The following is a 12,959-nucleotide window of genomic DNA, read 5'->3' as shown; positions in this document are numbered from 1 at the left end:
CTCTTGGCCATCTACCAGGCGTCACCCCGGCAACAACTGAAACGGCCTCATCATTTCATTGTCCTCATGCTCCAGCAGATGGCAATGCCACACATAACGCCCAGGTTCACCCTCGAACCTCGCGATGATCCGCGTCACCATCCCCGGATCCGCACGCACCGTATCCTTCCACCCCATCTCCTCGGGCCCAGGCGGTATCGCCGGCCCCGTGTACTTGAGCGTCTTGCTTTCGTTCCACGCGAAAAGATCGAACGGCCGGCGCTCCAACACCTGAAAGCGCACCAGATGCAGATGCATCGGATGCGCATCGCCGGTGAGGTTCACCATGCTCCAGATTTCGGTGGTGTTCTGCCGCGGGTCTTCGGTGATCGGAGCGGACCAATGCTTGCCGTTGAGCATCATCATCATCGGGCTGCCACCGGCATCGTCCTGTTCGCCCAGCGTCAGCACGCGATCGCGCACGGCGCTCGCCACGGCAAGGCGCTCGATCGTGCGTAGCCTGGTCGGCATCACGCCAGCGTCCCGGCGCCCCTTGTCGCGCACGCGAAACTCCATGATCGCTTCCGCCTGCTGGCGCAGCTGTACTTGCTTGCCATCCATGCCGGTGAAGTCGATCACCACATCGGCGCGTTCGGCTGGATAGAGCGTGACGCGCTGACGCGGCACAGGCGCCGCCAGCAGGCCTTGATCACTGGCGATCTGCGTAAACGTCAGCCCGCCGGACAACGACATCTCGTAGAAGCGGGTATTGGCTGCGTTGACGAGTCGCAAGCGATAGCGGCGCGGCTCGACCTCGAAGTACGGGTACAACTTGCCATTGCACAGGATGGCGTTGCCATGGCACTCGGACACCCACGGCGCATCCGGATCATCGGAAACGGGGTAATAGAGCTGTCCGTCCTTTGCGATAAGTCGGTCGCAAAGGATCAGCGGCAGATCGCATTCGCCACGGGGGAGTTGCAGTGACGACTCCGCATCGCCCCGGATGAGATACGCACCAAGCAGTCCCGCGTAGATATTGAGGCGCGTGATCCCCATCGCGTGATCGTGGTACCAGAGGGTGGCGGCATCCTGCGTGTTGGGATAGTGCGACACGCTTGCATGGCCCGGTACGAACCACTCTTCCGGATAACCATCACTTGAGGGCGGCACACGCGCACCGTGCACGTGCGTCACGGTGCGCACCTGCGGCTTGTCGCGCTCGGCGCCGTGAATAGTGTGGTCGATGGGAAGGAAATGTTTTTCGGGAAGCGCGTTGGCCCATTCAATCAACAAGGGCTCATTGCGCCGGGCCAGCAAGGTCGGCCCCGGGAACGAACCCTCGTAACCCCACATGGGCGTGGGCGGCAGATCGCGATGCAGCTGCGTCTTGAATGCGCGCATCTCCATCCGATAGAACGGCAGTTGCTTGCCTGGATAAGCGGGATGCGCCCGCTGCCCCGTCGGCTTGGCGATGGCAGGCAGCGGCAAGGGGTCCACGAAGCGCGCCAGGGTCACCGGGTTCACCAGCGGCACCTTGGGCGCGGCGAGCTGCGGCATGGCCATGCGCGCCATCTTCTCGTCGCCGATGGCGGGCGAGGACCAGGCGAGCAAGCCCAGTTCGGCAGCCGTGGCGGCGCCGACCATATCGACCATGCCGCGCAGAAACTGCCGGCGCGAGAGGTTCATGCGAGTCATCGGGACACCCTAGGCAGCCCGGATGACAGGTACGTGGCAATGTGTGAAACCTGGTTCACCCTGCGCGCATCCAAGCGCAGGGCGAGACAGATTATTCCGCTGAAGCGGGCACGCCTTGGCCGGTCGTGGGTGCCTGCTGGCCCGCCACGGCGGCTTCTTCGCCGGCTTTGTCCAGGCCGGCCTTGTCGATCGGCGTGGCCAACATGCGTGCGCGACGCCAGCCGCCCCACTTGTAGTAGCCCATCGCCATCAGCATCGAGGCCAGCGAGCCCAGCGGGAAACTCCACCAGATCGAATCGGCGCCCAGCCGCGGCGCCAGCGCCAGTGCAAACGGCGGGCGGAACAGCCACATCGAGATAAACAAAATCACCAGCGGCGGCACCACGGCGCCGGTGGAGCGCACCACGCCGAACAGCACGAAGGTCACGCCGAAGAACATGAACGACCACACCGCGATGCTGTTGAGATGCTGCGCCAGCGCCAGCGCCTCACCGTCGTTGGGCAGGAACATGCCAAGTGCGGCGTGGTTGAACAGATAGATCAGCGCAATGAGCATGCCGCTCAAGAGGAAGTTGTAGAGCACGCCCACCTTGGTGATGCGGCTTACGCGGTCCCACAGTTTTGCGCCCACGTTCTGTGCCGCCATCGACGACACCGCCGCGCCGATCGCCATGGCCGGCATCTGCACATAGGTCCACAGCTGCGTCGCTGCGCCGTACGCGGCGGTGGTCTTGGAGCCGTAGTTGTTCACCATGTGGATCATGATCATCGCGGAGCTGGAGATCACGATCATCTGCAGGCCCATCGGCAGGCCCTTGAACACCAGCGAGCGCAGGATCTCCATATCGGGCTTCAGATACCCCAGCTCGCTGCGCGTGAGGCGCAGGAAATGCTTGCGCCGGTACAGCGTGACCAGCAAGGCGACCAGCGCCACCGACTGCGCAATCAAGGTCGAAGTGGCCGAGCCGGCGATGCCCATCCGCGGGAACGGCCCTACGCCAAAGATCAGCAGCGGGTTGAGTACGATGTCCATCAGCACCGACAACGCCATGAAGAAGAACGGCGTGCGCGAATCGCCCGCGCCGCGCAGCGTCATCATCAGGAAGGCGTAGAAGTACATCGACGGCACGGCGATGAAGATGATGCGCAGGTAAGGCACCGCGAACGCCTGTGCATCGACCGGCGTATTGAGCGCGTTGAGCATCCACGGCGTGCCGAAGTAACCGGCGATGGCCACGATGATGGAGACCGAGACGAAGAACGTCACACCGGTGCCGACCACACGCTTGGCCTCGAGCATGTTGCGCGCGCCCAGGCTCTGGCCGATCAGGATGGTGCAGGCCATGCTCAGGCCGAACACCGCGCCCAGCAGCAGGAACAGGATCAGGTTCGCGTTGCTCACCGCCGTGAGCGCGGCCTCGCCCAGGTAGTGGCCGATCCACATCGCATTGACGGAGCCATTGAGCGACTGCAGCACCGTGCTGCCCAAGATGGGCAACGCGAACATCAGCAGCGTCTTGGCAATCGGTCCTTCGATAAGCAGGGGCTGCTTTGCAGCAAGAGATGACATCGAATCATTCCGCGATGGGGAGGGGAGATCAGTCGGCGACGCTGGCTTGCCATGCACGCGTGGCCAGACGCCGCACATGCTCGCGCACATCGGCGGGCCATGCATCCGTCACCTGCATGAAACGCTCGCGCTCCTTTCGCCAGAATGCGCGCGAGGCTTCTTCATAACCCGGGAGATTACCCGCCATCGCGCTCATGAAGCGATCGACCGCTTCACCCGCCAGACGGGCCGCATCGCGCTCGGCGTGGTTGCGACGCGCCTCGTCGACCAGTCGCCGCAGGCTGGCCGATGCACCGCCTGGCTGGCTGGCCAGCCAATCCCAATGGCGCGGCAACAGGGTGACCTCGCGCGCAACCACGCCTAGCTTCGGTCGACCGGGGCCGCGCGGCGCGAGTTCGGCGTCGTGAGGCGGCGAGGGGAGGCGGGCGACGACGTCGGCGATCGTCCCGCGCAGGTCGAGCTCCAGCGGGCGGCCATCGCGTTCGTCGAAGATCAGCACCGGTCCGTTGGCCCCGGCATCGACGGCCTGCTTGGTCGCCACGGCGACGTCCGCCAGCGAACCGGCGGCAATGCGGCGGTGGCCGTCGAAGGCAATGCAGGTACCGAGATCCGCCACTGTTTTGTCCGGGTATAAAAGAGAACGCGAATATTGCCCGGGTAATAAATAAAGGTCAACACCGGAGGAGAAGGCCGCCGCTGCGCGGTAAAATTTCTCCATCCCCCCGCCGCGCCGTTCCCATGGTCATCCATCCCCCGCATCGCTCGCTTCGATTGATGCTGTTCACCCTGCGCGGATCGATCATCCCGGTGATCTGGAAGCGCGTGCTGGGCATGGTGCTGCTGGCCGGGGCGGTGGTGCTGCTGGAACGACACCTGCCGCATACCGGGGTGGAGCTGGGGGCCATCCCGCTGACACTGATGGGACTGACGCTGGCGATCTTCCTGGGCTTTCGCAACACGGTGGCCTACGAACGCTGGTGGGAGGCGCGCACGCTGTGGGGTGAGTTGCTGATCGTGGTGCGCAATCTCGCCCGCCAGACGGTGAGCCTGCCCGACAGCCTCACGGCGTCGGAACGCGAACGCATGGTGCATCGACTGATTGCCTTCGCCCACGCGCTGCGTCATCAGCTACGCGGTACCGCGCCGGGCGACGAGGTGTCTCGCTGGCTGACGCCGGAGGAGGCCGCCGCGCTGGCCGGCCGGCCCAATCCGCCGAACGTGCTGCTCGCACTCATCGCTCAGGACTATGCGCAGCTGCATCGGGAGCACCGGCTCGATCCCATGCTGCTGGCCAACATCGATGCGCAGGTGACGCGCCTGTCCTATGTGCTGGGCGGTTGCGAGCGCATCCAGGGCACACCTATCCCGCTCGCCTACATCCTGCTCCTGCATCGAACGGTCTATGTGTACTGCCTGCTGCTGCCGTTCTGCCTGATCAGCAGCGTGGGCTGGGTGACACCACTGATGGTCGGCGTGCTCTCGTACACCTTCTTCGGGCTCGATGCACTGGGTGACCAGATCGAGAATCCCTTCGACCGCCTGCCCAACGACCTGGCCCTGGATGCGATGTGCCGCACGGTCGAAATCGGCCTGGGCGAATTGCTGGGTCAGCGCGACCTGCCAGCGCCGCTGCAGCCGGTGGACGGCGTCCTGCTTTAAGCCACCAGGACCGGCCGGGAGGCCCAACCCCTACCTTGGTATCGCCGTAGTTTTACGGTGTTCTCCGCGTGCGCTTCACGCCGCTTGAGACAAGCTGACCCCGTGACCGCGAAGGATGCCGGCCACTCGTGCCGCCCAGGCAACGCTGTGTTGTCTCGATTCGACCTATTTCCAGTACCGGTCGGTCCAATAAGTTATTAAACTTAGCGGTGCACAAACTCCTCCCCCAAAGTCAAAGAAGAAAGACCATGCGACATCCCCTCCTGCGCAGTGCGGTTGCGCTGGCCCTGATGGGCATTTCCGCTACGACCCTGGCCGACCCCCGTATCGAAATCAGCGGCGGCCGAAGCTACTCAGACAGTTACTGGACCAATACGGCGTGGATCGAAAGCATCTGGGGCGAACACGCCTTCGGCAACAGCCGATTCTCGTGGGCGCCAGCCGCCTCCCTGGGCTTTATCAATGGCCGCAATGTCTCCAAGTACGGCAACGCCGTTTCCGATGACGTATGGCTGCTCGGTGGCGGCGTGCGCATGCGCTACGGCAACGGCGACGACTGGTACCACCACCTGTTCTGGACCTCCGAGATCGCCGCCCAGGGCGGCCGCACGCTGGCACTCAGCAGCGGCGGCGAATTCGTCAATTCCGTCGGCTGGGAAGGCGACCACTGGACCTTCCAGATCCGCCACGTCTCCAACGCCGGCATCAAGGGCTCCAACCGCGGCGAAACGATGGCGCTGGTGGGCGTCGCGTTCAATCCTTGATGGAGTGAAACAACAACGGCCCATGACGGGCTGCTGTTGTTTGGACGTCTGAATGGATCGCCGCATCGTGTTCGATCAAGTAACACGAAACTGCTCTCTCTAACCGACTCTGCCCGCAGAGCGGAGCGCACCCTGCGCGCGACCAGCCGACCGAGCGGTGCATCCAGGCGGTGCGGTCGCGCACAAGTGCGCTCCTACAAGGGAGGACGCAGGTCCGTGGATGGCGGATCAATCTTGCCGCTCGGCTTTTTGTGGGAGCGCACCCTGTGCGCGACAAACCTACGGAGTGGTACACCGCAGCGTGGCTGTCGCGCACAGGGTGCGCTCCCACAGACAAGCGCCAGGCGCGGCAAAGGGACGGAGCGATGCCCGAAGCCAAAGCGCAGCGAGGCCCCGCTTTAAGTCCTCTGCGATTCGGGCGCGTTGCGCAGCGCTTGGAAGTATCCCCTGTGTACCCTCGGAGGTTGTCCCACAACAGCGCACCTCGAGCGTTCGGGCTTATCCCAACACGATGCTGCGGGCGTTATCAGGCCATTTTCTTTGGGTTACTTTTCTTTTGGGCCAGCAAAAGAAAAGTGACTCGAGCGGCGGCAGCCGATCGAAACGCCCGCCGCGTAGGCGGCACTCTGGCCGCAACGCGACAACCAGAAACCGAGGCTCTGGATGACCAGCCACTCGGCCGTTGAAAAGCGCGGCCAGCGCCGAGATGACGATCAAAATCAAAAAAGAGGCCGCATCACTGCGACCTCTTCCGTCATACCCAATCCACACACCCAGCGATCAATGATCCGCCCCAGGCCCCGCCTTAGCCCCAAACGGCGGCCGCGCCATCCACACCACGCCAATCAGGCAGATAAACACCCACCCCAGCATGTGGAACACCTCATTGAACGAAATCTGATACGCCTGCTGATTGATCAACTGCTCCAGCAACCCATTGCTGGCCTGCCCCGTCACACCCACGGCTTTGAGCGTCGCCTGCGCCGAGTTGTCGTACGGCGTGAAGTGTTCGGTGAGATGCGCGTGATGCACGATTGCGCGGTGATCCCAAAGGAAGGTCGTCAGCGAAGCCGAAAAGCTGGCGCCCAGCGTACGCAGGAAGGTGGCCAGGCCACCGCCCGCGGCAATCTCGTTCGGCCGCAGGTCCGATAGCAGGATGGTGGTGACCGGCATGAAGAACAGCGCCACGCCCAGACCCTGGAACAACTGCACGCCGGCGACGTGCATGAAGTCGATCTGCAGGAAGAAATTGGAGCGCATGAAGCAGGTGGCGCCCATGATCAGGAACGCGCACGAAGCCAACAGGCGCATATCGGTACGCGACGCATACTTGCCGACGATGAAGGTCAACATCACTGGCAGGATGCCCAGCGGTGCAGCGGCAAAGCCAGCCCAGGTGGACGTGTAGCCCACCGTGCGCTGAAGCCACTGTGGTATCAGCAGGCCGATCGCGAAGAATGCCGCATACGCCAGGACCAGCGCGATCGTGCCCGTGCGGAAGTTGTGGTGCCGCAGCAGCTTCAAGTTGACGATCGGTTCGTCGTCGGTGAGTTCCCAGATCAGGAAGACGGCAATCGCAATCGCCGACACGATCGCCGTGACGATGATGAAAGTCGAGTTGAACCAGTCCTCGTCGTTGCCCTTGTCCAGCACGATCTGCAGCGCACCCACGCCGATGATCAGCGTGATCAGGCCCACGTAGTCGATCTTGGGCCGCGTGGTGACATCCACGCGCCCCTTCATCTGGTTGGCGACCACCATGCTGGCGAAGATGCCGATGGGCACGTTGATGAAGAAGATCCACGGCCACGAATAATTGTCCGTGATCCAGCCACCGAGGATCGGACCCGCAATAGGCGCGACCACCGTCACCATCGCCAGCAGCGCGAGCGCCATGCCTCGTTTCGCTGGTGGATAAATGGAGATCAGCAGACTCTGCGTGATCGGGTACATCGGTCCGGCCACCGCACCCTGGATGGCGCGGAACAGGATCAGCATCGGCATGCTCTGCGCAGTGCCGCACAGGAAAGAGGCGAGCGAAAACAGCATCGTCGACCAGATGAACAGCTTCACCTCGCCGAAGCGGCGCGTGAGAAAGCCGGTCAACGGCAACGCAATAGCCGTGCTCACCGCGAACGAGGTGATCACCCAGGTGCTCTGGTTGACGCTTACGCCGAGGTTGCCGGCAATCGTCGGCAAGGACACGTTCGCGATCGTCGTGTCGAGCACCTGCATGAAGGTGGCCAACGAGAGACCGACGGTCGTCAACGCAAGGTTGCGCGGCTGGAAATTTTGGCTCATCGCACGGATAACCTGCGGTATGAAGGGTTGGCGCGCCATCCACGACTGCGACGGCGCACGCGGCTTTCTTGCCCGTCATTCCGGCGCAGGCCGGAATCCAATTGCGACACGGCGTGAAGATATCCGCACATGTCGGCACTGACGTCACTGGATTCCGGCCTGCGCCGGAATGACGAGCTTCACTACAGAGGCGGACATGGAGGCTCGTTATGCCTCCATGTCTACCGACTTACTGCTTCTGACCTTCACCCGCCATGTTCGCGTGGATGATGTCCGCGATCATGCCGTCGGCCTTGGCCAGCTGTTGCTTGTACACATCGGTGGTGAAGGCCGGCTGCGTCGGCGCCTGCTTGGCGAGCAGCGGGCCGCTGGTGTCGTGCAGGTTCACCGACACCTTGGTCGACAGGCCGATGCGCAGCGGATGCTCTTCCAGCTGCTTGGGATCGGTGAAGAACACGCGCACCGGTACGCGCTGCACGATCTTGATCCAGTTGCCGGTAGCGTTCTGCGCCGGCAGCAGCGAGAACGCACTGCCGGTGCCCACGCCCAGGCTCTCGACCTTGCCCTTGTAGGTGACCGAGCCGCCATACACGTCGGCCCGGATATCCACCGGCTGGCCGATACGCATATTGCCCAGCTGCGTTTCCTTGAAGTTGGCATCGATCCACACGCCGTGCAGCGGCACCACCGCCATCAGCGGCGTGCCCGGCGCCAGGCGCTGGCCGAGCTGCACGGAGCGCTTGGCCACGTAGCCGTCGACCGGCGCAAGCAGCGAGGTACGCACGTCATCGAGATAAGCCGCGCGCACTTTGGCAGCGGCCGTCTGGACGTCCGGATGCGATGCGACGACGGTGTCATCCACCAGCACCTTGTTGGTCTGCAATTGCTGTTGCGCGGTGGTCAGGGCGCTCTGCGCGGTGGTCAGCGCATCCATTGCGTGCGACAGCTCTTCGGCCGAGATGGCACCGGACTTGGCGAGATCGCGGCGACGGTTGTAGTCCTGCAGCGCCTTGTCCACCGCGACCTTGCGCACGGCCACTTCGGACTGGGCACCGCTCACGTTGCTGTAGAGGCCGCGCACCTTGCGAACGGTGCCGGCAAGATTGGCGCGAGCCTGCTCCAGCGCGACATCGGCATCGGCCGGATCGAGCTTCACCAGCACGTCGCCGGCATGCACCAGGTCGCCGTCGTCGGCGCCGATGGTGATGACCGTGCCGGTCACCTGCGGGGTGATCTGCACGAGGTTGCCGTTGACGTAGGCATCGTCGGTGTCTTCAAACCAACGGCCTTCGACGAAGTACCACACGCCCCAGCCGACAGCGGCAAGCACCAGCACGGCGACGAGTCCCTTCAACAGGAAACCGCGACGGCTCTTGGGGGGTTGGGCGGCTGCGGTCTCGGCCGCAAGCGGATTCTGGCTAGACATGGGGATAGCCTTTAGAGCGAATGTTCAGAGGAAGATTGGACGGCCACATCGGCCTGGCCCGCCTGCGGACGGAAACCGCCGCCGAGGGCCTGGATAAGCTGCACGGAGAGGTCGACCTGCTGCGACTGCAGGGCGGCGAGGCGCTGCTGCGCAACCAGCAACTGCTGTCGCACGATCAACGCTTCGAGATAGCTGCCCACGCCTGCCTTGAAGCGCTGCTCGGCGAGCTGCCAGGCCTGCGTGCCGGCATCCACCGCGCGCTGCTGGGCGGCGACCTGTTCCTGCGCGGACTGCACGGCGTCGTAGCCGTCGGCCACTTCGTTCACCGCGCGCACCAGCGTCTGGTTGTACTGGGCCACGGCTTCGTCGTACTGCGCATCCTTGGCGGACAGATTGGAACGCAGACGGCCACCGTCAAAAATCGGCAGGCTCAGCGAAGGACCAAACGTGTAGAAGCGCGCCGGCAACTGCAGCGGATTGATGCTGCCGAACGCCGCCACGCCGGCCATCGCGCTGAGGCTGACGTTGGGCATGAACTGGGTCTTGGCGACCTTGATCTCCTTGCCCGCCGATTCCACGCGCCAGCGCGCGGAGACGAGATCGGCGCGGTGGCCGATCAGTTCGGTCGGCACATCGGCCGGCACAGCGAGCGCTGCAGGATTGAGTGCCTGCGGACGACCGATATCGAGGCCGCGATCCGGCCCCTTGCCCAACAGCACCGCCAACGACGAACGCGCCGCATCAATGGCGCGATTGGCCGCGGCCAGCTGCTGGTCCGAGTTGGCCACTTCGGTTTCGCTCTGCTTGAGCTGCAGCTGATTGTCGAGACCGGCGGACACGCGTTGCTGGGTCAGCTGGCGCGCGGTCGTGGCGCGCTCGTGCTCGGCCTTCGCCACATCCTGCTGCGCATAGGCGTAGGACAGCTGCACATAGGCGCGCGCGACATTGGTGGAAAGCTCGATGCGTGCAGCCTGCTGTTCGATCTCAGCGGCATGCTGCTGGCCGACGGCGGCTTCCCAGGCGGCGCGCTTGCCGCCCCACAGATCCAGGTCCCAGCTGAAACTGGCGCGGGCGTCCTTGAACCAGGTGAACTTGCCGCCGCCCAGTTCCGGCGGCGCGGCGGTGAGCGGCAGACGCTGACCGATGACGTTGGCGCCGGCAGTCACGCTGGGGCCGCGCTCGGCATCGGCCGCACCGGCCTGCGCCTGCGCCTGGCGGGCGCGCGCGTCGGCCACGCTGAGGCTCGGGTTGTCCTTCAGCGCTTCGCTGATCAGCGCGCTCAGCTGGGGATCGCCCAGACCGGTCCACCAGTCGTTGGCCGGCCAGGCGGCGGGGGAGAGCGTGGCGCCGGACAGGCTGCGATCGGCCTTCAGTGACGAGGCGTCGGTCAGCGTGCCTTCCGGGTGCAGGCCGCCGCTGCTGACGCATCCCGCCAGCGCGAGTGAGAGGCCGGTGGCTGCCGCAAGGATTTGCAGACGCATGGCGTAGGTTTCCAAAAGTAGAAGCGGGTCAATTCATATCGCGGAGCGCGTTCAGCACGCGCACCAGGTAATCGCGCAACTGCTCACGCTCGGTCGGGTTCAGCGCCTTTTGGGCGGCATCCAGAACGTGTTCGTTGCATGGCGTCATCTGCCGCCACATGTCGTCTCCCGCCGGGGTCAGCTCGATGCGCAGGGCGCGGCGGTCCTGTTCATGCGGCAGGCGGCGCAGCAGGCCTTTGCCTTCGAGCTGGTCGAGCTGGCGCGTCATCGCGCCGCCGTCCAGTTCCACCGCGCGGGCCAGTTCACTGGCCGACATCGGGCCCATCAAGGCCAGGCGCTTGAGGATCAGGAACTGGGTGAAACGAAGCTCGATACCCGCAGCCTGCATCTCGGCTTCCAGCTTGCGCACGATCTCGCCGCGAACCAGCCCGACGAGTACGCCGATGCTGTCCTGGGGGTAGGAAGGGGTTTGGGAGGAGGTCATGGGAGGGCAATTTTATTGCCGGAATAATATTTGTCAAGGCAAAGATGTGTTGGTTAGATTTTGCCCGGACAAGGTCTAGCTGCCCTCAATGGGGTCCCTCCCGCAGCTCATCCTCCAGCCAGGTCCGCAGGGCCGGGTGGCGCACTTCGAACAGCTCGAACACGCCCAGCGCCCGCAGGGTCGGCAGCAGGGCGACCAGCCTCGGCTCCAGGGCTCGCCGGCTGGCCTCGGGCAGGTCGGGGTCCAGCATCTGGTGGGCACAGGCCACGAACGCCTCGAGCGGCTCGGTCTCGGCGGTGGGCATGCGTACGGCAATCATCGACATGGATCGGCTCCCTTGGACGCCGGGGCGGCGCCGCGCTGGCTGAATCAAGACGTGTATCGGCGTGCGGGCGTGACAGCTCCGGATCAAGCAGGAGCTTTGGCAGGGGCTCGACAAACCGCGACTGTCGGCACGTTCGACACCGCGAGCGGCGGCAGCGGTGGGGATCGGGCCAGCATGATTGGGCAGACGGAGTGATTACTGTTAGCGTTATTTGGTCAAAGTTTGTCGAGAATCAGCCATGGGCCATGTCAGCGAGCACGACGAGAACCGCTTCCACGAGCTCATCGAGCGCCGCGATGGGCCCTCGGTGATCGCCTACTGGACCGAGGGCGAAGCCGCCAGCGAGTACCACGACGGCACCCGCGAGTACGGCTGGCACTCCCATCTGCGCGGCCAGCTGTACTGCGTGGAAAGTGGACTGGTGCACGTGCGCACGGCCCAGGGTTCCTGGCTGCTCCCCCCGCACCGCGCCGGCTGGATGCCGCCCGGCGTGGAACACACGGTGACCCTCAGCGGCCCGATGACCGGCTGGGGCGTGTTCGTAACCCCGCCCGAATGCGGCTGTCTGCCTGCCGATCCGTGCGTGATCGGTGTGACCGAGTTGATGCGCGCGCTGGTGCGCCGCGCCAGCTCCTGGATCTGGGAAACCCAGCTGGACGAGAGCCAGGAGCGCCTGACCACCGTGCTGCTGGAAGAAATCTGCCGCGCCCAACGCGAACCCTTGCACCTGCCCATGCCGGTGGACCGCCGCGCCTTGCGCATCGCCGTGGCGCTGCTGGAAAACCCCAACGACAACCGCGGCCTCGATGAGTGGGCCGGCTGGGCCGGCCTGTCGCCACGCAGCCTCAGCCGCTTGTTCCGCAGCGAAACGGCGTTGAGCTTTGCGCAGTGGCGACAGCTGGCACGTTTGACCCACGGCCTGGAACGCTTGGCCGACGGCGAACCGGTGTCGGCGGTAGCGGATGCCTTGGGCTATGCGAGCGTGAGCGCCTTCGTGGCGATGTTCCGGCGGAGTTTTGGCCAACCGCCGGCGAGGTATTTTGCGGCGCAAGGCGCGCAGTAGCGCACTGAGTCCTCACTTTGCCGCTTGCCTGTGGGAGCGCACCCTGTGCGCGACAGCCACGCCTGGGTGTACCGCTCCGTAGGTTTGTCGCGCACAGGGTGCGCTCGCACAACGAAGCGCCCGTAGCCATCAATTGGCCACCCACACGCGCGCGAACTCTTTTGTAGGAGCGCACTTGTGCGCGACCGCAGCGTGTGGGTGCATCGCTC

General features: G+C 64.5%; 11 protein-coding genes. 3 read left to right on the top strand and 8 right to left on the bottom strand.

What is annotated here, in order from left to right; all coding sequences use genetic code 11:
- Window positions 1-21: 21 nt before the first annotated feature.
- From AB4Y82_RS05605 to AB4Y82_RS05595, 3 genes are all read right to left on the bottom strand, one after another.
- Window positions 22-1,677, bottom strand: a complete 1,656-nt coding sequence (locus AB4Y82_RS05605; protein WP_441601872.1) for a multicopper oxidase family protein — start codon at window positions 1,675-1,677, stop codon at window positions 22-24.
- A 91-nt stretch (window positions 1,678-1,768) separates the two neighbouring features.
- Entirely contained in the window at window positions 1,769-3,247 is a 1,479-nt protein-coding gene (locus AB4Y82_RS05600) for an MATE family efflux transporter (RefSeq protein WP_441601871.1), read from the bottom strand.
- Between the two features lie 28 nt (window positions 3,248-3,275).
- A complete protein-coding gene (locus AB4Y82_RS05595) occupies window positions 3,276-3,863 on the bottom strand; it encodes a DUF2239 family protein (protein WP_441601870.1) in 588 nt (195 codons plus the stop codon).
- Between the two features lie 122 nt (window positions 3,864-3,985).
- Between AB4Y82_RS05595 and AB4Y82_RS05590 the strand changes: the two genes are divergently transcribed.
- Window positions 3,986-4,906, top strand: coding sequence for a bestrophin family protein (locus tag AB4Y82_RS05590; protein ID WP_441601869.1), 921 nt, complete (start codon window positions 3,986-3,988; stop codon window positions 4,904-4,906).
- Window positions 4,907-5,154: 248 nt separating this feature from the next.
- On the top strand, window positions 5,155-5,670 hold the full coding sequence (locus AB4Y82_RS05585; protein ID WP_441601868.1) for a lipid A 3-O-deacylase: 516 nt from the start codon (window positions 5,155-5,157) through the stop codon (window positions 5,668-5,670).
- A 780-nt stretch (window positions 5,671-6,450) separates the two neighbouring features.
- Here AB4Y82_RS05585 and AB4Y82_RS05580 read toward each other — a convergent pair.
- The 5 genes from AB4Y82_RS05580 to AB4Y82_RS05560 all read right to left on the bottom strand — a co-directional run bounded on the left by AB4Y82_RS05580 (window position 6,451) and on the right by AB4Y82_RS05560 (window position 11,687).
- Entirely contained in the window at window positions 6,451-7,971 is a 1,521-nt protein-coding gene (locus tag AB4Y82_RS05580) for a DHA2 family efflux MFS transporter permease subunit (RefSeq protein ID WP_441601867.1), read from the bottom strand.
- Between the two features lie 229 nt (window positions 7,972-8,200).
- A complete protein-coding gene (locus tag AB4Y82_RS05575; protein WP_441601866.1) occupies window positions 8,201-9,397 on the bottom strand; it encodes an HlyD family secretion protein in 1,197 nt (398 codons plus the stop codon).
- A gap of 11 nt (window positions 9,398-9,408) precedes the next feature.
- On the bottom strand, window positions 9,409-10,878 hold the full coding sequence (locus AB4Y82_RS05570) for an efflux transporter outer membrane subunit (RefSeq protein ID WP_441601865.1): 1,470 nt from the start codon (window positions 10,876-10,878) through the stop codon (window positions 9,409-9,411).
- A gap of 28 nt (window positions 10,879-10,906) precedes the next feature.
- Window positions 10,907-11,362 (bottom strand): MarR family winged helix-turn-helix transcriptional regulator, encoded by a 456-nt coding sequence (locus AB4Y82_RS05565; protein ID WP_441601864.1) that lies wholly within the window; start codon window positions 11,360-11,362, stop codon window positions 10,907-10,909.
- Window positions 11,363-11,447: 85 nt separating this feature from the next.
- Window positions 11,448-11,687, bottom strand: coding sequence for a hypothetical protein (locus tag AB4Y82_RS05560; RefSeq protein WP_441601863.1), 240 nt, complete (start codon window positions 11,685-11,687; stop codon window positions 11,448-11,450).
- 238 nt (window positions 11,688-11,925) lie between these two features.
- Between AB4Y82_RS05560 and AB4Y82_RS05555 the strand changes: the two genes are divergently transcribed.
- Window positions 11,926-12,750 carry an AraC family transcriptional regulator gene (locus tag AB4Y82_RS05555; protein ID WP_441601862.1) on the top strand — a complete coding sequence of 275 codons (825 nt, stop codon included), beginning with the start codon at window positions 11,926-11,928 and terminating at the stop codon, window positions 12,748-12,750.
- Window positions 12,751-12,959 lie beyond the last annotated feature (209 nt).

The organism is Dyella sp. 2YAF14, assembly GCF_052114725.1.
Classification (GTDB): Bacteria; Pseudomonadota; Gammaproteobacteria; order Xanthomonadales; family Rhodanobacteraceae; genus Dyella.
The sequence above is the reverse complement of the archived record's forward strand: the minus strand, read 5'-3'. Positions and strand labels throughout refer to the sequence as shown.

Bases quoted from the DNA above. Each gene is read 5' to 3' on its own strand.
- AB4Y82_RS05605 (WP_441601872.1), bottom strand. From the start codon at position 1,677: ATGACTCGCATGAACCTCTCGCGCCGGCAGTTTCTGCGCGGCATGGTC.
- AB4Y82_RS05600 (WP_441601871.1), bottom strand. From the start codon at position 3,247: ATGTCATCTCTTGCTGCAAAGCAGCCCCTGCTTATCGAAGGACCGATT.
- AB4Y82_RS05590 (WP_441601869.1), top strand. From the start codon at position 3,986: ATGGTCATCCATCCCCCGCATCGCTCGCTTCGATTGATGCTGTTCACC.
- AB4Y82_RS05585 (WP_441601868.1), top strand. From the start codon at position 5,155: ATGCGACATCCCCTCCTGCGCAGTGCGGTTGCGCTGGCCCTGATGGGC.
- AB4Y82_RS05580 (WP_441601867.1), bottom strand. From the start codon at position 7,971: ATGAGCCAAAATTTCCAGCCGCGCAACCTTGCGTTGACGACCGTCGGT.
- AB4Y82_RS05575 (WP_441601866.1), bottom strand. From the start codon at position 9,397: ATGTCTAGCCAGAATCCGCTTGCGGCCGAGACCGCAGCCGCCCAACCC.
- AB4Y82_RS05570 (WP_441601865.1), bottom strand. From the start codon at position 10,878: ATGCGTCTGCAAATCCTTGCGGCAGCCACCGGCCTCTCACTCGCGCTG.
- AB4Y82_RS05565 (WP_441601864.1), bottom strand. From the start codon at position 11,362: ATGACCTCCTCCCAAACCCCTTCCTACCCCCAGGACAGCATCGGCGTA.
- AB4Y82_RS05560 (WP_441601863.1), bottom strand. From the start codon at position 11,687: ATGTCGATGATTGCCGTACGCATGCCCACCGCCGAGACCGAGCCGCTC.
- AB4Y82_RS05555 (WP_441601862.1), top strand. From the start codon at position 11,926: ATGGGCCATGTCAGCGAGCACGACGAGAACCGCTTCCACGAGCTCATC.